This is a genomic window from Streptomyces sp. NPDC037126, from assembly GCF_055605965.1.
Map to the genome: position 1 here is coordinate 61126 of NZ_JBVJTD010000028.1, position 19566 is coordinate 80691.

At 72.2% G+C, this 19566-nt stretch carries 23 protein-coding genes; 12 read left to right on the top strand and 11 right to left on the bottom strand.

What is annotated here, in order from left to right; genetic code table 11:
* The first annotated feature begins 93 nt into the window (after nt 1–93).
* From ACZ7FF_RS38425 to ACZ7FF_RS38445, 5 genes are all read left to right on the top strand, one after another.
* The gene (locus ACZ7FF_RS38425) at nt 94–1470 is read left to right on the top strand and encodes a type III PLP-dependent enzyme domain-containing protein (protein WP_470818531.1); all 1377 of its coding nucleotides are present in this window, start codon (nt 94–96) and stop codon (nt 1468–1470) included.
* 179 nt (nt 1471–1649) lie between these two features.
* Complete coding sequence (locus ACZ7FF_RS38430) at nt 1650–2033, top strand: hypothetical protein (protein WP_470818532.1); 384 nt, start codon at nt 1650–1652, stop codon at nt 2031–2033.
* Nucleotides 2030–2842 (top strand): transcriptional regulator, encoded by an 813-nt coding sequence (locus ACZ7FF_RS38435; protein WP_470818533.1) that lies wholly within the window; start codon nt 2030–2032, stop codon nt 2840–2842. Before ACZ7FF_RS38430 ends, ACZ7FF_RS38435 begins: the two co-directional genes overlap by 4 nt.
* Before the next feature lie 31 nt (nt 2843–2873).
* Nucleotides 2874–3368 carry a roadblock/LC7 domain-containing protein gene (locus tag ACZ7FF_RS38440; RefSeq protein ID WP_470818535.1) on the top strand — a complete coding sequence of 165 codons (495 nt, stop codon included), beginning with the start codon at nt 2874–2876 and terminating at the stop codon, nt 3366–3368.
* A gap of 11 nt (nt 3369–3379) precedes the next feature.
* Nucleotides 3380–3754 (top strand): roadblock/LC7 domain-containing protein, encoded by a 375-nt coding sequence (locus ACZ7FF_RS38445; protein WP_452966062.1) that lies wholly within the window; start codon nt 3380–3382, stop codon nt 3752–3754.
* A gap of 11 nt (nt 3755–3765) precedes the next feature.
* Here the strand turns inward: ACZ7FF_RS38445 and ACZ7FF_RS38450 are convergent, their stop codons facing one another.
* The gene (locus tag ACZ7FF_RS38450; protein WP_470818536.1) at nt 3766–4350 is read right to left on the bottom strand and encodes a hypothetical protein; all 585 of its coding nucleotides are present in this window, start codon (nt 4348–4350) and stop codon (nt 3766–3768) included.
* 89 nt (nt 4351–4439) lie between these two features.
* Complete coding sequence (locus ACZ7FF_RS38455) at nt 4440–5282, bottom strand: MurR/RpiR family transcriptional regulator (RefSeq protein ID WP_470818537.1); 843 nt, start codon at nt 5280–5282, stop codon at nt 4440–4442.
* Between the two features lie 188 nt (nt 5283–5470).
* On the opposite strand from ACZ7FF_RS38455, the gene ACZ7FF_RS38460 reads away from it, so the two are divergent.
* Complete coding sequence (locus ACZ7FF_RS38460; RefSeq protein ID WP_470818539.1) at nt 5471–5929, top strand: hypothetical protein; 459 nt, start codon at nt 5471–5473, stop codon at nt 5927–5929.
* Between the two features lie 432 nt (nt 5930–6361).
* Here the strand turns inward: ACZ7FF_RS38460 and ACZ7FF_RS38465 are convergent, their stop codons facing one another.
* Entirely contained in the window at nt 6362–7753 is a 1392-nt protein-coding gene (locus ACZ7FF_RS38465) for a cystathionine beta-synthase (protein ID WP_470818541.1), read from the bottom strand.
* A 159-nt stretch (nt 7754–7912) separates the two neighbouring features.
* Here ACZ7FF_RS38465 and ACZ7FF_RS38470 point away from each other — a divergent pair, with 159 nt between their 5' ends.
* From ACZ7FF_RS38470 to ACZ7FF_RS38480, 3 genes are all read left to right on the top strand, one after another.
* On the top strand, nt 7913–8932 hold the full coding sequence (locus ACZ7FF_RS38470) for an SGNH/GDSL hydrolase family protein (protein ID WP_470818543.1): 1020 nt from the start codon (nt 7913–7915) through the stop codon (nt 8930–8932).
* Between the two features lie 163 nt (nt 8933–9095).
* The gene (locus tag ACZ7FF_RS38475) at nt 9096–10316 is read left to right on the top strand and encodes an acetyl-CoA C-acetyltransferase (RefSeq protein WP_470818545.1); all 1221 of its coding nucleotides are present in this window, start codon (nt 9096–9098) and stop codon (nt 10314–10316) included.
* Between the two features lie 284 nt (nt 10317–10600).
* The gene (locus tag ACZ7FF_RS38480) at nt 10601–11386 is read left to right on the top strand and encodes a hypothetical protein (RefSeq protein WP_470818547.1); all 786 of its coding nucleotides are present in this window, start codon (nt 10601–10603) and stop codon (nt 11384–11386) included.
* A 21-nt stretch (nt 11387–11407) separates the two neighbouring features.
* Here ACZ7FF_RS38480 and ACZ7FF_RS38485 read toward each other — a convergent pair whose 3' ends face one another.
* Nucleotides 11408–11689, bottom strand: a complete 282-nt coding sequence (locus tag ACZ7FF_RS38485) for a hypothetical protein (RefSeq protein WP_470818570.1) — start codon at nt 11687–11689, stop codon at nt 11408–11410.
* A 129-nt stretch (nt 11690–11818) separates the two neighbouring features.
* Between ACZ7FF_RS38485 and ACZ7FF_RS38490 the strand changes: the two genes are divergently transcribed.
* Nucleotides 11819–12049: a DUF4287 domain-containing protein gene (locus ACZ7FF_RS38490; RefSeq protein WP_452966040.1), complete on the top strand. Its 231-nt coding sequence runs from the start codon at nt 11819–11821 to the stop codon at nt 12047–12049.
* Between the two features lie 66 nt (nt 12050–12115).
* On the opposite strand, the gene ACZ7FF_RS38495 is transcribed toward ACZ7FF_RS38490, so the two are convergent.
* The 5 genes from ACZ7FF_RS38495 to ACZ7FF_RS38515 form a co-directional block, all read right to left on the bottom strand.
* Nucleotides 12116–12976 (bottom strand): Bax inhibitor-1/YccA family protein, encoded by an 861-nt coding sequence (locus tag ACZ7FF_RS38495; protein WP_470818549.1) that lies wholly within the window; start codon nt 12974–12976, stop codon nt 12116–12118.
* 354 nt (nt 12977–13330) lie between these two features.
* Nucleotides 13331–14005: a hypothetical protein gene (locus tag ACZ7FF_RS38500; protein WP_470818551.1), complete on the bottom strand. Its 675-nt coding sequence runs from the start codon at nt 14003–14005 to the stop codon at nt 13331–13333.
* Nucleotides 14006–14117: 112 nt separating this feature from the next.
* Nucleotides 14118–16040, bottom strand: a complete 1923-nt coding sequence (locus ACZ7FF_RS38505; RefSeq protein WP_470818552.1) for a zinc metalloprotease — start codon at nt 16038–16040, stop codon at nt 14118–14120.
* 112 nt (nt 16041–16152) lie between these two features.
* On the bottom strand, nt 16153–16371 hold the full coding sequence (locus ACZ7FF_RS38510) for a hypothetical protein (protein WP_470818554.1): 219 nt from the start codon (nt 16369–16371) through the stop codon (nt 16153–16155).
* Nucleotides 16372–16417: 46 nt separating this feature from the next.
* Entirely contained in the window at nt 16418–16633 is a 216-nt protein-coding gene (locus tag ACZ7FF_RS38515; RefSeq protein WP_470818556.1) for a hypothetical protein, read from the bottom strand.
* A 232-nt stretch (nt 16634–16865) separates the two neighbouring features.
* Between ACZ7FF_RS38515 and ACZ7FF_RS38520 the strand changes: the two genes are divergently transcribed.
* Nucleotides 16866–17258 carry a helix-turn-helix domain-containing protein gene (locus ACZ7FF_RS38520; RefSeq protein WP_470818558.1) on the top strand — a complete coding sequence of 131 codons (393 nt, stop codon included), beginning with the start codon at nt 16866–16868 and terminating at the stop codon, nt 17256–17258.
* Between the two features lie 154 nt (nt 17259–17412).
* Nucleotides 17413–17664, top strand: a complete 252-nt coding sequence (locus tag ACZ7FF_RS38525) for a hypothetical protein (protein ID WP_470818560.1) — start codon at nt 17413–17415, stop codon at nt 17662–17664.
* A 57-nt stretch (nt 17665–17721) separates the two neighbouring features.
* Here ACZ7FF_RS38525 and ACZ7FF_RS38530 read toward each other — a convergent pair whose 3' ends face one another.
* Nucleotides 17722–18507 carry a methylmalonyl-CoA mutase family protein gene (locus ACZ7FF_RS38530; protein WP_470818562.1) on the bottom strand — a complete coding sequence of 262 codons (786 nt, stop codon included), beginning with the start codon at nt 18505–18507 and terminating at the stop codon, nt 17722–17724.
* Nucleotides 18508–18510: 3 nt separating this feature from the next.
* Nucleotides 18511–19566, bottom strand: a 1056-nt coding sequence (locus tag ACZ7FF_RS38535) for an adenosylhomocysteinase (RefSeq protein ID WP_470818563.1), incomplete at its 5' end; no start/stop codon positions are given.

Genomic DNA, 19566 nt, shown 5'->3' on the forward strand with positions numbered 1-19566 from the left:
CCTGAATAGAACTAGTCAATACATGGGGACGGCCCCGTCGGCGTGTCCGGGGTGTTTGGCTGGAAACACCTGACGGCCGACAGGAGGGACGACGTGGTGGACCACGACACCGACAGCGAGGCCCGGGAGCGCGCCGCCCGGCGGGACGAGGCGGTGCGGGCCGCCGTGGAGCAGCGGCTGCTGGGGCCGGACGCCGCCGTGGTCGGCCTGCTCGACGTCACCGGCATCCGGGAGTCGGCGGCGGCCCTGCGCGCGGCCTTCGGCGCGGTGCTGGCGCCGGGCACGCCGGTGCTGCACGCGTTCGCCGTGAAGGCGTCCCCGCTGGTGCCGGTGCTGCGGCTGCTGCACGAGGAGGGCATCGGCGCCGAGGTGGCGAGCCCGGGCGAGCTGGCGCTGGCGCGCGCGGCCGGGGTGCCGCCGTCGCACACGGTGCTGGACTCGCCCGCCAAGACCCCGGCCGAGCTGCGCGAGGCGCTGGCGCTGGGCATCGCCGTGAACGCGGACAACCCGCAGGAGCTGGACCGCCTCGACGCGCTCGTGCGCTCGGCGCCGACCCGGTCCCCGCTCGGCATCCGGGTCAACCCGCAGATCGGCGGCGGCAGCATCGGGGCGACCTCCACCGCGACCGAGACCTCGAAGTTCGGGGTGGCGCTGCGCGACGAGGGGGCGCGGGAGTGGGTCGTCCGGGCGTACGCGGACCGGCCGTGGCTGACCCGGCTGCACGCGCACACCGGCTCGCAGGGCATCCCGCTGGAGCTGCTGGCGCGGGGCGCGGCGGAGACGTACGCGCTCGCGGAGGAGATCAACGCGCGCGCCGGGCGGCGGCAGATCGACACCCTCGACATCGGCGGCGGGCTGCCGGTGAACTTCGGCGCGGAGGCCACGGCGCCGACCTACGCCCAGTACGCGCGCGTGCTCGCCGAGAAGGTGCCGGGGCTGTGCGACGGGCGGTACGGGCTGGTGACCGAGTTCGGGCGGTCGCTCCTGGCCAAGCACGGCACGGTGGTGGCCCGGGTGGAGTACGCCAAGCGCGCGGGCGGGCGGCGGATCGCGGTGACGCACGCGGGCGTGCAGGTGGCGACGCGGACGGTGTACGCGCCGGGGGCGTGGCCGCTCAGGATCGCCGCCTACGACGCCAAGGGGCGGCCCAAGCCGGGGCCCGAGGTGGTGCAGGACGTGGCCGGGCCGGCCTGCTTCTCGGGCGACCTGCTCGCCGAGGGGCGCGCGCTGCCCCCGCTGGAGCAGGGCGACTACGCGGCGGCGCTGGACACGGGCGCGTACTACTTCGCGCACCACTACGCCTACAACTCGCTCGCCCGGCCCGGGATCTACGGGTTCGCGCCGGACGGCGCCGGGAGCGTGACCTTCGCGACCGTGCGCGAGCCGCAGAGCATCGCCGAAGTGGTGGCGGAGTCCGGAGGGGCGCACGCGGCCACGCTCACCGCCCTCCGGGCGCCCGGACGCCGTTGACACACCCGGATCACTCCTCGAACAAATGGATCAACGGCCATGCAACACACGTCAGTTGACCAACACTAGTACCCCGGATGCATGTTCCACCGGAAAATGCCAAACCGCTCACCACCCGCGCACACGATGCGTAGTGTCGCAGTCACTCAGCCGGAGTTCCAGGCGGGAGGGGAGCCACGGTGCCCGGAATCGACGAGTGCCTGCTGGAAGCGATGCGACTGCCCGGTGCCCGGGGAGCCGCACTGGTGGACTGGATGAGCGGACTGGCGCTCGGCACGGTCGGGGACGCGCCCGGCGGCGACCATGAGACGACCGCCGCCGAGGCCGCCGAACTGGCCCGCATGGCGGCCGAGCACGGCACGTTCGCGGCACACGGGGAGAACCTCCCACCGGTGGAGGACGTGATCATCAGCAACGGGGACAGCTACCACCTGCTGCGCTTCGTGGACACGTCCTTCGACAGCAGCGTGTTCCTGCACCTGTGGCTCGGCCGCGAGGACGGCAATCTCGCGCTCGCCCGCATACGTCTCGGCGAGATGGCCGCCCGGCTGGTGCTGGGATGACCGTGGTCGGGACGCCGCCGCCGCTGCCGGTGCGGGACAAGGCGGGCACGCGCGCCCTGTCCCCGATGCTGACCCGGCTGGCCGAGGAGCGGGCCACCGGCATCCTGGTCCGCGAGCACGGCACGCTCTACCTCGCCGCGGGCCGGGTGGTGTACGCCGAGAGCCCCCTCGCCCCCGGTCTCGACGTGCTCCTGACCGCCCACGGCACCCTCGCGACCACCGCCTGGCAGCAGGCCGCCTCCGCCACCTCCGGACCGCTCCAGGCGGCCGAACTCCTGCTGAGCTCGGGGCTGTTGCCGGCGGGCGCGCTGGAGCTGTGCCACCTGGACGTGCTGTACGACGCCGGCTACTTCGCCCTGGCGCCGAGCAGCACCCCGGGCCGGTTCCGTTACGACAGCGCGCCGCGGTCCGGCCCGCTGCCCTCGGTCCCGGTCGTCGCGCTCGAACGCGAGACCCTGCGCCGCCGCCTGCAGCTGCACCGGCTCTGGCCCGACCCGGCCGCCGACAGCGCACCGCTGATCCGCGCGGATCCGCTGGGCCGCCCGGCCTCCACCGCGCCGGTCACACCCCGACAGCGGGCGGTCCTGGACCGTGTGGACGGCGTCCGCACGGCCACCGACATCGCCCGGAACCTGGGCCGGCAAGCGTTCCACACGCTGGTCGACGTGCGCCGGCTCGCGGCGGCCGGCCACATCGCGCCGCTGGCTCCCATGATGCGCGAACCCGTCCTGCCGCCGCCCCCACTCCCGGTCACCGACCCCGACATCGCGCTGCTGAAGAGGCTCAGGGATGCACTGGAGGCGCTTTGAACGGCACCGCCCCGCCGAGAGGAGAGAGCTGATGGTGTCCGAGGAGGACCTTCAGACCGTCGTGGACGAGCTGCACCGGCTGCGCAGCCGGGTGCCGCAGCTCACCGGGGCGCTGGCGGCCGGCGTCGACGGCCTCGTCGTCGCCCACGACACCCCCGGCGTCGACCCGGAGGGCCTGTCGGCGCTGACCGCCGCGGCGCTCGGCGTCGCCGTACGGGTCGCCGACGCCACCGGCAACGGCGGCTTCCGGGAGCTGCTGGTGCGCGGCGAGCGCGGCTACGTCGCCACCTACGCGGCCGGCCGCACCGCCGTGCTGACCCTGCTCGCCCAGGACCGCGTCAACGTCGGCCGGCTGCACCTGGAGGGGCGCCGGGCCGGCGCCCGCATCGGTGAACTGCTCGACGCCGCCGAGGCGGCCGCCTCACCCCGGAGGGCCGCACGCCCGGCCACCGGAACCACACCCACACGCACTCGGACCACGCGCACTCCGCGCACCACCACCACACGCACCACGACCGAAAGTTGAGAGGGACCACCATGGCCAACACCGAAACCGCCCTGAAGGAAGCGCTGACCACCGTCGAGGGCGCCACGGGCGTCGCGCTCGTCGACTACACCAGCGGTATGGCGCTGGGCACGATGGGCGGCAGCAAGAGCTTCGACCTGAACGTGGCCGCCGCCGGCAACACGGACGTGATCCGGGCCAAGATGCGCACCATGGAGATGCTGGGCCTCAAGGGCGACATCGAGGACATCCTCATCACCCTCTCGGACCAGTACCACCTCATCCGGCTGCTCAAGAGCCGTGGCGGCAACGGCCTGTTCCTCTACCTCGTGCTGGACCAGTCCCGGGCCAACCTGGCCATGGCCCGGCACCAGCTGCGCAAGATCGAGGAGGAGCTGGAGGTCTGACGGACCGCGGTTCAGACGAGGGCCGCGGTACGGCGGCGGGCCCCGCCCGGGGCCGCGTCGCCGGCCGCGACACCCGTACCGCGCAGTCCCTTCACGGCCTTGCCCGCCGGACGACCGCCGCGCGCGTCGAGCCAGTCGACGCGCACCCACAGCAGGGTCTCCCCGGCCAGCTCGCGCCGTCCGAGCCAGGCGGCCTTCAGCCGCAGCCCGGTGCCGCACCCGGCCAGCAGCAGACCGCCCGCCACCGGCACCGCGAAGGCGGAGCCGACCGCCAGGGCCCAGGCCAGCAGCAGCCACCAGCGGTGTCCGCGGCGCCAGTTGCGCACGGTCACCGCACGGTCCTGCAGCACGTCGTACTTGCCCGCGCGGTCCACCCCGCGGGCGAGGGCCGCGTACCGTCCCCGGCGGGCCAGCGCCACGACCGCGGCGCCGACGACGAACAGCGCCGCCCCCGCCAGGAGCCCGATCCGGCGTCCCGTCACTCCCGGCGGTGCGGCACCGATCGCCGCGGCGGCCACTCCGAACCACCACATGGGTGCGGCCCCGGCCCGTACGACGACGGCCACCCGGGCCAGTCCCTGTCCTCCGCGCGCCACGTCAGCCTCCCGTGTCACGTGTCCACAAAGCGCGTGTCTCGCGTCGGGACCTTAGCGGGGCAACCTGAGACGAGTCTGAGAGCATGCGCTCACTCGACGAAGAGACCCCGGGCGGCGGCCTTCGCGTCGAACTCCTCGAGGCGGGCCTGCGCCTCCGGCAGGTCGTCGCAGACCGCCTCCAGCAGCACCCGGCCCAGCAGCATCGGGGCGCACGCGGTGTCGAAGGCGAGCCCGGTGCCGACGGCGGCGGGCAGCAGCAGGTCGGAGTGCTTGGCGACCGGCGCGAACGCGGAGTCGGCGACCGTGACGACGGTCAGGCCGGCGTCCTTGGCGTAGGCGAGGGTGTCGACGACCTCGCGGGGATGCCGGGGCAGCGCGAAGCACAGCAGCGCGGTGGCGCCCGCGCGGACGGCCGCGTCGATGCGGTCGTGGATCATCGTGCCGCCCTCGTGGAGCAGCCGGACGTCCGGGTGGACCTTGGCGGCGAAGTAGGCGAAGCCGAAGGCCTGGGAGGCGGCGGCGCGCAGGCCGAGCACGGGCAGCGGGCGGGAGGCGGCGAGGATCCGGCCGGCCTGCTGCACCGGGCGCGGGTCGGCGAGCAGCTCGGCGAGGTGCCTGAGGTTCTCGATCTCGGCCTCGACGGCGAGCTGGTACTCGTTGTGGACGCCCGCCTCGGGGGCCGGTTCGGCGGGCACGACCTCGCGCAGGTGCTTGCGCAGGGCGGGGTAGCCGTCGAAGCCCAGGGCGACGGCGAACCGGGTCACCGACGGCTGGCTGACCCCGGCCAGTTCGGCCAGCTCCACGCTGGACAGGAAGGGCACGTCGCCGGCGCGGCGCACCATGCTGTGCGCAATGCGGCGCTGGGTCGGCGTGAGCCGGTGGCCCTCGAAGAGCGCCTGCAACCGGTTCGCCGGGCTGTCGGTCACGGTCATGACGTACTCCCCCTCCAGATGTCCTCGACGCCCCGGGAGAGTACAGCGCCGAGGTTCGGACTCACACGGCCAGCCTATTCAGAAAACTTTCAGCTGCATACCGTCATACAGCCCGGAGGTCTCCGCCACCCCCGACAGGGGGGCTAACCCCAGTGCGGCGGGACCGGTCGCTCCCTAGGGTGAACCGCATGAACACACTGGACCCGCGGGACGTCGGCCTGCCGAAGGACGCCGATCTGCGCAAGGACCTCGACGCCACCGTGCGGGCACGCAGGGACCTGGGCGACGACTACGACGCCGCGCTGGTCGAGTCCTTCCTGGAGAAGGTCGAGCAGCGGATCGACGGCACGGTGGACCGGCGGGTGCGGCGGCACCTGGCCGAGCAGCAGATGTCGGCGGCGCGCGGGACCCGGCGGCCGAAGCAGGCCGACTCCTGGGGCGAGCGCTTCGGGTTCGCCGTCGTGTCGCTGGTGCTGGCGATCCCGCTGTCCGCGATCGGCGGCGCCTTCGCGGGCATGACCGGGGTGGTGGCCGCCTGGCTCGGCATCGTCGGCGTCAACGTGGCCCAGGCCGTGCGCGCCAATCCGGAGGTCTTCGCCGGCCGGCGCCGGGAGGACCGGTCCGAGGCCACGGACCGGGACATCTGACGGAACCCGCGTCCGTCGCCGGGAGCGGTCCGTGATCCGGGGCCGCCCGAGAGGAATGTGCGCGGGGACCGCCGCACCCCCGTTGCCGGGGGGCGGGACGACGGCGGTCCCCGCGAGGGACGCGGGCCGGGTCAGGCCGGGCTGCGCGTCCGTGGCGTCCATGGAGGTCCGGGAGCCGCTCCGGAGGTCCTTGGCGCCGTTCGCCGCCGGCCGGACGGTGAGCCTCCCCCGGTGCTGAACACCTGGGAGTCGCCCCCGCCGCGCTGCCGACACCCACCAATGTGCCGGACCCGTGTTAAGCGGGTGCTGCGCGCACATGACGCCCTCGTACCACTTCCGGAACGGCTCGGTCGGCCCCGGCCACCGCAAGTTCGCCCGGGACACGGGCGGTTCACCGGAGGTTCGCCGCCCGTTGGCACGCCCGGCGGAAGGCTACTTGCCGCCGCCCTTGGCCAGGAAGGCCAGCAGGTCCTGCCGGCTGACCACACCGGTCGGCTTGCCCTCGACCAGGACGATCGCCGCGTCCGCGCCGCCCAGCACCGACATCAGGTCGCCGACCGGCTCACCGGAGCCGACCTGCGGCAGCGGGGCCGACATGTGCTTCTCCAGCGGGTCGTCGAGCGAGGCCCGCTTGGAGAACAGGGCGTCCAGCAGCTCGCGTTCGACGACCGAGCCGACGACCTCGGCGGCCATCACGTCCGGGTGACCGGCGCCCGGCTTGACGACCGGCATCTGCGAGACGCCGTACTCGCGCAGCACCTCGATGGCCTGGCCCACGGTCTCCTCCGGGTGCATGTGCACCAGGGAGGGGATGATGCCGCCGACCTTGTCGTTCAGGACGTCGGCGACGCGGGCGCTCGGGCCCTCGTCCTCCAGGAAGCCGTAGTCGGCCATCCACTCGTCGTTGAAGATCTTGCTGAGGTAGCCGCGGCCGCTGTCCGGCAGCAGTACGACCACGACGTCGTCCGGGCCGAGGCGCTCGGCGACGCGCAGCGCGGCGACGACGGCCATGCCGCAGGAGCCGCCGACGAGCAGGCCCTCCTCCTTGGCCAGCCGGCGGGTCATCTGGAAGGCGTCCTTGTCGGACACGGCCACGATCTCGTCCGCGACGGTGCGGTCGTAGGCGGTCGGCCAGAAGTCCTCACCGACGCCCTCGATCAGGTACGGGCGCCCGGAGCCGCCCGAGTAGACGGAGCCCTCGGGGTCGGCGCCGACGACCTGCACCCTGCCCTCGCTGGCGTCCTTCAGGTAGCGGCCGGTGCCGGAGATGGTGCCGCCGGTGCCCACACCCGCCACGAAGTGGGTGATCTTCCCCTCGGTCTGCTCCCACAGCTCCGGGCCGGTGGAGTGGTAGTGCGACAGCGGGTTGTTCGGGTTGGAGTACTGGTCGGGCTTCCAGGCGCCCGGGGTCTCACGCACCAGGCGGTCGGACACGTTGTAGTACGAGTCCGGGTGCTCGGGGTCCACGGCGGTCGGGCAGACGACGACCTCGGCGCCGTAGGCACGCAGCACGTTGATCTTGTCGGTGCTCACCTTGTCGGGGCACACGAAGATGCACTTGTACCCCTTCTGCTGGGCCACGATGGCGAGGCCCACGCCGGTGTTCCCGCTGGTCGGCTCGACGATGGTGCCGCCCGGCTTCAGCTCCCCGCTCTCCTCGGCGGCCTCGATCATGCGCAGGGCGATGCGGTCCTTCACGGAACCGCCCGGGTTGAAGTACTCCACCTTGGCCAGGACGGTCGCCTGGATGCCCTTGGTCACGTTGTTGAGCCGCACCAGCGGGGTGTCGCCGACGAGGCTGATCATCGAGTCGTGGAATTGCACCGTTGTCTCCGGTCGCTGCAAAAGATGTGGTCGTAGTGGTGCCGCCAGCCTAAGGCCAGCGGTGTGGCGCGGGTGGCCGTTCACTCCCCGTTGAGATTGGGGCACGGGCTGTACGGGGCAAGGAGTGGATGTACGGCTACAAGGAGGTGGCGGCGACGCATGACGAGCATGTCGAGGGCGCGAGTGGCCCGGCGGATCGCGGCCGGAGCGGCGTACGGCGGTGGCGGGGTCGGGCTGGTCGGCGCGGCCGCCGTCGGTCTGCTGCTGGCGGAGGTGCGGCTGGCCCGCCGCCATGTGGGCAACGGCACCGGCGGCCGGGTGCCGGTGGCCGACGGCGTGTACGGCCACGCGTACGACGTCCCCGGCGAACCGCCCCTGCGGCTGATCATGCTCGGTGACTCAACGGCGGCTGGCCAGGGCGTGCACCGCTCGGGCCAGACACCGGGCGCGCTCCTCGCGTCCGGCCTGGCGGCGGTGGCGGAGCGCCCGGTGGAGCTGCGGAACGTGGCGCTGCCGGGCGCCCAGTCCGACGACCTGGACCGCCAGGTCGCCCTGGTCCTGTCCGCCGCCCGGCCGGTCCCCGACGTCTGCGTGATCATGATCGGGGCGAACGACGTGACGCACCGGCTGCCGCCGACCCGTTCGGTACGGCACCTGTCGGCGGCGGTACGGCGGCTGCGCACCGCCGGCGCGGAGGTGGTGGTCGGCACCTGCCCCGACCTCGGCACGATCGAGCCGGTGCAGCAGCCGCTGCGCTGGCTGGCCCGGCGGGCCTCGCGGCAGCTGGCCGCGGCCCAGACCATCGGGGCGGTGGAGCAGGGCGGGCGCACGGTGTCGCTGGGCGACCTGCTGGGCCCCGAGTTCGAGGCGAACCCGCGGGAGCTGTTCGGCCCCGACAACTACCACCCCTCGGCGGAGGGGTACGCCACGGCGGCCATGGCCGTGCTGCCCACGGTGTGCGCGGCGCTGGGCCTGTGGCCGGCGGAGGAGGAGCGGCCGGACGTGTCGCGCCGCGAGGGCTTCCTGCCGGTCGCCCGTGCCGCCGCCGAGGCCGCGTCGGAGGCCGGTACCGAGGTCACGGCCGCGATGCCGACGGGACCGCGCGGGCCGTGGGCGCTGCTCAAGCGCAGGCGCAGGCGCCGGGTGCCGGAGGCCGAGCCGGCGCGCCCCTCGGTCTGAGCGGTCCCTGGGATGGGAGCCGGGACCCGGTCGGCGGGCCGGCTCCCAAGCAAGCGCTTAGTAAATTGCGGTCAGTGTCACACCACGACACCCGTGACCTGGCCCATACGGAGCGGTAACTTCCCAACCGGCCCTGCCCGATTCCCTGTCCCATGGAGCCGTGATGCCCGAAGCCGTCATCGTCTCGACCGCCCGCTCCCCCATCGGCCGCGCCGGCAAGGGTTCCCTCAAGGATCTGCGCCCCGACGACCTGACCGCCACGATCATCCAGGCGGCGCTCGCCAAGGTCCCCGAGCTGGACCCCAAGGACATCGACGACCTGATGCTCGGCTGCGGTCTGCCCGGCGGCGAGCAGGGCCACAACCTCGGCCGGATCGTCGCCGTGCAGATGGGCATGGACCACCTCCCCGGCTGCACCGTCACCCGGTACTGCTCCTCCTCGCTGCAGACCTCCCGCATGGCCCTGCACGCCATCAAGGCCGGCGAGGGCGACGTCTTCATCTCGGCCGGCGTCGAGACGGTCTCCCGCTTCGTCAAGGGCAGCTCCGACGGCCTGCCGGACACGCACAACCCGCTGTTCGCCGAGGCCGAGGCGCGCACCGCGGCCGTGGCCGAGTCCGAGGGCTCCGGCTGGCACGACCCGCGCGAGGACGGCCTGATCCCCGACGCGTACATCTCGATGGGCCAGACCGCCGAGAACCTCGCCCGCTGGAAGGGCGTCACCCGCCAGGACATGGACGAGTTCGGCGTGCGCTCGCAGAACCTCGCCGAACAGGCCATCAAGAACGGCTTCTGGGAGCGCGAGATCACCCCGGTGACGCTCCCCGACGGCACGGTCGTCAGCAAGGACGACGGCCCGCGCGCCGGCGTCACCCTGGAGGGCGTCTCCGGCCTGAAGCCGGTCTTCCGCCCGGACGGGCTCGTCACCGCAGGCAACTGCTGCCCGCTCAACGACGGCGCCGCCGCCGTCGTCATCATGAGCGACACCAAGGCCCGCGAGCTGGGCCTGACCCCGCTCGCCCGCATCGTCTCCACCGGCGTCTCGGGTCTGTCCCCCGAGATCATGGGCCTCGGCCCGGTCGAGGCGAGCAAGCAGGCCCTGCGCCGGGCCGGCCTGACCATCGACGACATCGACCTGGTCGAGATCAACGAGGCCTTCGCCGCCCAGGTGATCCCCTCCTACCGGGACCTCGGCATCGACATCGACCGGCTGAACGTCAACGGCGGCGCCATCGCCGTCGGCCACCCCTTCGGCATGACCGGCGCCCGCATCACCGGCACGCTCATCAACTCCCTGCAGTGGCACGACAAGCAGTTCGGCCTGGAGACGATGTGCGTCGGCGGCGGCCAGGGCATGGCGATGGTCATCGAGCGCCTCAGCTGACCCACCGACCGTAGCGAATCGGGCACTTTACGTCATGGAATGGCCCAGAACCCAGTAAACCCCAGGGTTCTGGGCCATTCTGTGATCCAATCTCACCCAGGATGTGACCTATCTCCCTGGCCGCACACATCGGCGCAGGTCAGCGCGGGTCAGTGCGTCACGAGACGAAGGAGCGGAATCAATGTCCTGTCCGTTTCGTGATGTTACGCACTGACAGCTGGTTAGTCCGCCCTTCAAGCTGATGTAGGAAGTCGGGGGTCGACTTTGAACCTGGGAGTACGTCAGTGAGCGCCATGCCGATCGCCCTGCTGCTCACCACGGTCGCCACGGGCGCCGTGGGCGTCGCCGTCCTGCGCACCGTGCTGAGGCTGCGCCGTCAGCTCACGGAGCTGCAGACCCAGCTCGCGGAGAACCAGTCGGCCGCGATGCGCGCGCTGCTGCCGAACGCCCGCAGCCATGCCGACGCCGAGCAGATACGCGCCGCGGTGGCCGAGGCGCTCGCCGAGGAGCGTGAGCGGGAGCTCGCCGAGGCGCGTGCCTTCTGGGCCGCGCAGGAGGCCCGTGACGCCTCCGACGCGCCGACGCTGCTCGGCCTGCCCGACACCGAGCTGTTCCTGCCCCGGCAGAGCGACTTCGCGGGTCTGGAGCCGGTGTCCGAGCCGACCGCCGACAACGCCGACGAGTTCGCCGGTGATTCGCCGGAGCTGGCCGCCGCCCGCCGCCGGCACCCCTCGCACCCGGACTTCGTCCCGGTGCAGTCCCCGGCCGTCAGCGACCACGAGCGCACCGTGACCACCCTGGAACAGCTGGCCGCCGAGCGGGTCGAGCTCTCCGACGTGCGACCGGGCCCCCTCGGCACCCTCGACGTCTACGTCTTCGCCGACGGCACCACCCTGTGCATGACCCCGGGCCACCGCGAGACGGCCGAACGGCTCGCCGCGGCCCTCCAGGCCGGCGAGTCCCCCTACCTCCTCGGCGGCTCCGGCATCTCCGGCGCCTACACCCTCACCTTCACCTGCGGCGAGGACACGGTCTACATCCTGGCCGACAGGGTCATCGCGTCCCTCTGACGGCACCGGCAGGGCGCGCGCTCAGACGCCCGCGCGCTGCCGCGCCTCCTCCACCAGCCGCACCGCCTCGGCGACCTGGTCCTCGCTCCTGAGCACCACCGCCAAGTCGTGCGCGGCCACCAGGATTTGGTCCGCCGCGGCGAACATCCCCGCGTCCGGCATCTCCCGGGGCTCGGAGCCGGGCTCTTCCACCGACTGGGCCCGCCGGGAGAGTTCCCTGGCCAGAGCCAGGGCCTCGGCGGCGGCGCTGCGCTGGAGCCGGCTCTGCGGCGCCGCCCGCAACCGGTCGGCGAAGTGATCCACTGCTTGGGTCAAGGGCGTCGTATCAACCACGCGCCGAGCGTAACGTGCCGCACTGTTGCCAATACGCGAACGCTCAGGCACCGTGACGTGAAGGACCGGCTTACAACCCCTTTGCGTTCGGAGGCGCCGATGTCCCAAGTCTTCTCCGAGGAGACCCACCGCAATCTGCTCGCCCGCATCCCCCACTGCACCGGTCGTGAAGTCTCCGACTGGCTGCGTACCGTTGAAGAAGGCCCGGCTCTGTTCCGCTTCGAGGAGAAGGTCAGCTGGCTCCGGCACGAGTACGACCTCGCGTACGGCCACGCGAAGGCGATCGTGCACGAATACGACCTCAGGAGGGCGGCCCGCAAGCTGCTCTGACGACGAAGGGCCCCGGAGCGACTCCGGGGCCCTTTTCTGCCGTTGGCCGGTGGTGCGTGCCGTCGGCTAGTCGTTGTTGGTGAAGATCGCCACCAGTCGCAGCATCTCCAGGTAGATCCACACCAGCGTCACGGTGAGGCCGAACGCGGCGAGCCAGGACTCGTTGCGCGGGGCGCCGTAGGCGATGCCGTCCTCGATCTGCTTGAAGTCGAGGGTCAGGAAGAACGCGCCGAGCAGGATCGCGATGATGCCGACGAGCGCGCCGAGCGGACCGAAGCTGCGCAGGCCGCCGTTCTCGGCGACGCCGAACACGACCAGCAGCAGGTTGACCGCCATGACCACCAGGAACGCCATCGCGATGGCGAGCCCGACGCGGGCGTAACGGGCGGTGACGCGGATCCAGCCCGCCTTGTAGACGAGCAGGGTCGCGCCCGAGACCGCCATGGTGCCGAGCACGGCCTGGAAGGGCGCGCCGCTCCAGCGGCTGTTGTACATCTCGCTGATGACGCCGAGGAAGACGCCCTCGAAGGCGGCGTACCCGAGGATCAGCGCGGGCGACGGGGTGCGCTTGAAGCTCTGGACCATCGCCAGGACGAACGCGATCAGCGCGGAACCGACGGCCAGGCCGTAGCTCGTGGCGGAGACCGGCAGCAGCGCCCAGGCGAGTACGGCGCCGACGGCGACCGTGCCGAGCGTGATGGCCGAGCGGACGACGACGTCGTCCATCGTCATCCGGTCGGTGGTGACCGGGGCCTGCGGCGGGGCGCCGTACTGGACGCCGCCCTGTGCGTACGGGTTCTGGGCGTAGGGGTTCTGCGCGTACGGGTTGCCCTGTGCGTACCCGGCCTGCGGTGCGGTGTTGAAGCCGGCGTAGCCGCCGTCGCGGCTGAACCCCCGTCGCGAGAAGACCGGGTTACTGCTCCTCATCTCACTCCTCCATGGCTGCCGTGCGCAGCCTTGGCCTCAAGCGTAATGGATTGGCAAAGGATCGACGATGCTACTTGAGGAGGATCTTTCCCCTGCCGTGCTGGCCAACACGCTACGCGGACGAGTGATTCCCGGCCACGGATGATCGCCTTCCATGACGAATCTGCTACCTAACCGAGAGGAAACCCGGTGTACGCCCAGCAGGGTCGTCATGTCGCAGGAGGACCGTTCGGCCTGCCAGACCGATGTCCATGGGTGAGGCGTCGAGGGGCGGGGCCGGTGCGGGCCGCCCGCCGGACCCGGGAGAGGCGGTCCCGGGTCCGGCGGGCGGCCGTGTGCGACGGCACGGCTCGGTCAGTGGCCCGGCCAGCCGTCCAGGTGGCGGTGCAGGGTGACGGAGGGCTGCGCCTTGGCCTTCGGGGCGTGGGCCACGGCGTCGCGCAGGACGGCGCTGACCTCACCGGCCAGGCCGTCGACCCGCGACTTCAGCTCGGCCGCGGGCAGCTTCGAACGGGTCAGCGCGTCCAGCCGGTGGTGGATGTCGTCGAGCTGCCGGCGGGTGGCGGAGTCGAGGCTGAACGCGGTGGGGGTGGAGACGACGAACTGGTAGGCCCCGGCCAGGGTCTGGCAGCCGGTGCACTCCTTGTTGGCGGCGTCGCTGTAGTTGGACGCGTTGAGGTGCGTGTGCTCCCCGGCGACCGTGAGGATCTGGAAGGACAGCGCGACCGACCGGCAGTGGTCGTCAACCGAGCAGCCCGCGGAGACCGCGTTGGCCTGGTTGCGCACGCCGACCGCGTTGACGGTGCCGAACTGGCGGACGGTGAAGGAGTCCCGGGTCTCGGTGTGGTGGGCCCGGTCGGCGTGGCTGAAGACGTGGTCGGAGGCGACGGCCGCGTGCGCGACACCGGTCGCCGCCTGGGCCGGCGCGGCCGTGGCCACACCGGCGACCCCGGCCGCGAAGAGGCCGATGCGCAGGGCGCGTTGGCTGATGAGATGGTTACTGGAGCGTGCCTTGCGGTGGCTGCTCATGAGGTCTCCTGAGATGAGTCTTGCTGATGAGGTTCTGCGCCGGCCGGCCCGGGACACCCTCGGCGGTAGCCGTCGCGGCGAGCGGTCGACGCGACGTCAGGCGGGTGTGGGGTCAGGTCGTCGCCGGGGCGGGCGACTCGCCGGGCGCGGGCGACGTGGGGCTCGCGGGCGGCGACGCGGGCACGCTCTCCGACGGGGTCGGTGAGGCCGGCGGTTCGGGGTCGGCGCTGACGGTGGGCTGCCCCGGGGCCGCGGTGGACCCGCCGGGGGTGGTCTGCGACGGCCGGGACTTCGTACCGGTCGGACCGGGCGTGGTGCCGGTGGACGACGACGTCGGCGCGGAGACGGAAACGCTCGCCGAGGCCCCGCCCGACGGCGCGGCACCCGATGCCGACGCGGCGGTCCCCGGCAGCGCCGACGGCGAGACGGAGGAACCGCCGGTGCCGTTCGCGCCGTGACCGCCCTGGGACGGAGTGGAGGCGTCCCGTGGCGTGGGCTCCTCGGTCGACACCCCGGGCTGCAGGATCGGCGCGATCGGGGGCCTCTTCGGCAGCGGCTTCGGGGTCACCCCCGACACCCAGGCGTAGCTGAGCCCCGTGAGTGCGGCCAGGGCGAGCGCGCACAGGGCGAGGCGCAGCCCGGGCCGTCCGGCCGTGGCGCGGTTCGCGGCCCGGACGAGCCGGCCGCCGATCTTGACGGAGAGGTAGACGACACCGGCCATCGGGCAGAGCAGCATGACCGTGCCGATCACCCCGACGAGGCCGGCGACGATCTGCCCCTGCGCGAACGCCGACCCCGTGCCGAGGACCTGCTCGGTGAGCGAGCGGACCATCGTGGTGAGGATCCGGGGCAGGTTCCACAGGGCGTAGCCCATCTCGCCGATGATCAGCGGCACCATCGTCAGCACCCAGGTGGCGACGATGGTGCGCGCGGACTTCTTCAGCCCGGCGACCTCGGTGCGGGCCGCCCGGCCCTTGGCGCCCGGTACCAGGGAGAGCAGGATCGGCTTGATCTTGCCGTAGAGGTCGGGCACTCCGGCCAGGTCGCCCAGGATGTAGTAGCCGTCCAGGCGGACGGCCGGCATCAGCTGTTCCAGGATCTCGAAGTGCCCGAGGTAGACCGCGGCCAGGAAGAACTGCGCCCCGGTGGCGAAGTAGGCCCCGGCCATGGCGAGCATGAAGACGACGTTGAAGTACACCCCGCCGAGGTCGGTACGGATCCGCCCGGCCCGGGAGATCCGGTAGACGTCGGTGACGTCGGTGTACATCGACGGCCAGATGAGGAAGAGCCCGCACCCGATGCACCCGGGCCGGGCCCCGCCGTAGCGGCATGCGGAGGCGTGGCCGAACTCGTGGAACACGAGCGAGGCCACGGTGAGGCCGAAGACGATCAGGATCAGCACCGGCTGGTCGAGGACCTCCAGCACCGGTTCGATCGCCCCGAAGAAGCCGAACAGCCACACGTCCATGGCGACGGCGGCGAGCAGGACGGCCACGACGACCGCCGGCCGGTGCAGCCAGGCCAGCGCCCGTGCGATCCGCGTCGTCCGGCGTTCGTCGAAGATCACCCGGTGGCCCTTGAGGGCGAGCAGCAGGTCGGAACGCGGGGCGTCGACCGCGTCGTCCTCCTGGCCCTCGGGCACGCACACGCCGAGCGGTTCGAGCTTGTTCTCCACCAGGTAGCGGACGTTCTCGCCGCTGACCTCGCGGCCGAAGCGGGCGCTGACCCGGTGGGCGATCGTGTCGACGTCACGCATCCCGTCGACGGACGACGCCACCAGGTACAGCAGCCGCGACAGCTGCACGACCTGCCCGTCCCCCCGACGGGCGATGTACTTCGGCTCGGTGAAGCCCGAGCCCTGGTACTCGCCGTGCAGCCGCAGTCCCGCGCTGAGCCGCGGGACCGGCTGTGCCGGCGCTCCCACGACCGGCAGGCTGCCGGTCGTCACCTGCTCGTACGTCACCGGCCAGCCCCCGGGCCCAGGGACCGGACCGGTGTCGTACAGCGTGGTGGTGCCGTCTCCGAGCACCGTCATGTGTGGTCTCCCCCCCACGTCGCACCGCTTCCCCCCCGGCAAGGCCGCGGGGGCGGACCGCTCCGCACGCCTCGTGCGGTCCGCCCCCGCGCCCGTCGTCGCGGCGGTGCCGTTACTGCTTGACGGTGATCGCCTGAGTGGCCTGCGACTCGGCGTCCGACCACGCGGAGTGGTCGTTCACGGCGGCCGACTCGTTGTGGGCGTTGATGTTCGCGACGTGCTTGGTCACGTTGACCGTCTTGCCGAAGCTGAACTTCAGCCGGCCCAGGGCCTCGCGGCCCGGCAGCAGCTCCGCGGACTCGCCGTCCAGCTCGCGCATGTCCATGCTCATGATGAAGATCCTTTCGTGGTGTGTCGGTAGGGGTGGGGCGCGAGTGTTACTGGGTGACGCTGATGGTCTGCGCGGCGCCGGAGTCGGCCACGGACCACGACGAGTGGTCGTTCAGGGCGGCGGACTCGTTGTGGGCGCTGATGTTCGCGACGTGCTTGGTGACGTTGACGGTCTTGCCGAAGCTGAACTTCAGCCGACCGAGGGCCTCGCGGCCCGGCAGCAGTTCCGCGGACTCGGCCTCGAGCTCGTGGGCGTCCATCATGATCGATTCCCCCTCGGGAAATAGGCATTTCCGGTCGGACCGAGTCAGGTTCCCCCCGGACTCTGTCCAACTTGGTCGGACGGGCTGTCCAACGAGATTGGACACTAGGCCCTCGGGACACCACTCCGCAACCCGTTCGGTGAATCACCCTTTCGGCGGCCCGCCTACCCGCCCGTAGAATCGGCGGCGACAGGGACGGTTCGGTCGAGCGGCAAGCAGGAAGTGACCTCCGGTGGGCAACGCACTGCAGCAATTGATCCGTGAACGCCTCGACCGCAATGGCTGGTCCTACGGCGACGTGGCGCGCCGCGGCGGCGTGCCCCGCTCCACCGTCCACCACCTGGCCACCACCGAGCGGGTGGTCCGCATGCCCCAGGCGACCACCCTGGAGGGCCTGGCCAAGGGCCTGGAGCTGCCGCTCGACACCGTGCGGCGGGCCGCGGCCGAGGCCTGCGGCATCCATGTGTACGGCAGCCCGTCCGACCAGGACCCCGACGCCGCCGCCCGTCCCGCCGACCCCGAGGTGGACCTGCTCATCGCCAGCGTGCAGCAGCTGTCGGCCGACGACCGGCGCCATGTGGCCGCACTGGTGGAGTCGTTGCTGGGGCGCTCGGCGCAGCAGTGAGCCGTCCGACACGGTCACGGAGCGCCACGCTCGGGGCAGTGTCGGAAAAAATGCAAGTACGCCCGAAACCACCGGGATACCCCGCTAGTCTCTCGTCACTGCCCGAGGAGCGACAGCCGCACGACCCCGGGCTCTTGGGGGGAACGTGTTGTTCGTGCATGGCGGGCCGGCCACCGCGGTGGTCCGGGGTCCCGCCGGTGAATCGGTCGTCCTGCTCTCCGGTGAGCTGCCCGAGGTGCTCACCGAGGGCGCGGTGAGCGAGCTGCTCGACCTGGCGGCCGCGATCCTGGACGCGTCCGAGCTGGAGCTGTTCCACTCCTGCCTGCGCACCCTGCGCGCGGGCGGCCTGCGAGCGGGCCGCCGGATCGAGGTGGGGGGCGCCGTCCTGACGGTGTACGAGGGGTGAGCCCGCACCTCCGTCCGGCTTCCGGAGTGCTGCGCCGGCCGCCGCCCGCGCCCGTGGTCACCCTCCGATTCCGGTGGCGGCCATGGGAGTCCGGCACGTGCTGCCCCATGCCCCGCGCAGGACGCCGAAGACCTCTCCGAAGGTGGCGCCCGCGGACAGGGCGTCGGCCAGCGCGCTCCGGGTCCGTCCGTCCACGGGGTCCGCGGCCGAGGTCCGCAGTGCGGTGAGCGCCGTGTCCAGCCGGTCCTCGCACCGCCAGGCCCTTAGCTTGGCCAGGCGTTCGGCCTGGGCCGCCTCGATCGTCCCGGACGACGGCGGGGCCGGCGGGCACGCCTCGTGCGGGTCGTCCGGCGACGCCGCTCGCACGGGGATGCCGTACGGCGCGCAGACCGCGTGGAGCAGGGCCGTCTGCCGTTCGCCGTGCCCGTCCGCCGTCGGGTGGGGCGGCCACATGGCGGACGGTGCACGCAGGGCGACCTCGAAGCGGCAGCGTCCGCCGGTGGCGCGCTCCGCCGCCACCAGGCACCACAGGGACGCCAGCAGTGCCGCCCCCGGCAGGTCGGCCACGAGGGTGGCGGTGATCCCGTCCAGCGGCAGGCCGCGCAGCAGGACGCGCATGTCGTCGATCGAGTCGATCGCCGCGCCCGCCCGGCCCACAGCTCCCCGTGCGGCCGGGTCGTCGCTGTCCTGGCCGAGGCCCGTGGGACGGTCGGCGCAGACCAGCAGGTGCCGTGCGCCGCGCTCCACCTGCTGCCGGTAGTGCGCGTTGCACTCACTGGCGGAGCCCCGCGCGAGGTGCGCGGGGCGGGCCGCCGTCGCTGTCGTACGGAGTGTGAGGCGCACGGCTCAGTAGCGGTAGTGGTCCGGCTTGTACGGGCCCTCGACCTCGACCCCGATGTACGCGGCCTGCTCCGGACGAAGCTCGGTCAGCTTCACACCCAGCGAGTCCAGGTGGAGCCGGGCGACCTTCTCGTCCAGGTGCTTCGGGAGCACGTACACGCCGGTCGGGTACTCGTCGGGCTTGGTGAACAGCTCGATCTGGGCCAGCGTCTGGTCCGCGAAGGAGTTGGACATCACGAACGACGGGTGTCCGGTGGCGTTGCCCAGGTTCAGCAGGCGGCCCTCGGAGAGGACGATGATCACCTTGCCGTCGGGGAACGTCCACGTGTGGACCTGCGGCTTGACCTCGTCCTTCACGATGCCCGGCACCTTCGCGAGACCGGCCATGTCGATCTCGTTGTCGAAGTGGCCGATGTTGCCCACGATCGCCTGGTGCTTCATCCTGGCCATGTCCGAGGCCATGATGATGTCCTTGTTGCCCGTCGTGGTGACGAAGATGTCGGCCTTGTCGACGACCTCGTCCAGCGTCGTGACCTGATACCCGTCCATCGCGGCCTGCAAGGCGCAGATCGGGTCGATCTCGGTCACGATGACGCGGGCACCCTGGCCGCGCAGCGACTCGGCGCAGCCCTTGCCCACATCGCCGTAGCCGCAGACGACGGCCGTCTTGCCGCCGATCAGCACGTCCGTCGCACGGTTGATGCCGTCCACCAGCGAGTGCCGGCAACCGTACTTGTTGTCGAACTTCGACTTCGTCACCGCGTCGTTCACGTTGATCGCCGGGAAGAGCAGCACACCGTCGCGCTGCATCTCGTACAGGCGGTGGACGCCGGTCGTGGTCTCCTCCGTCACGCCGCGGATGTCCCCGGCGACGGCGGTCCAGTCCAGGCTGGAGGCCTGCAACAGGGCGCGGACGACGGCGAGTTCCTCGTTGTCGGCGGGCGGGAGCTCGCCGGTCTTCTGGTATTCGACGCCCTTGTGGACGAGGAGGGTGGCGTCGCCACCGTCGTCCAGGATCATGTTCGGGCCGCCGGTGGGGCTGTCGGGCCAGGTCAGCGCCTG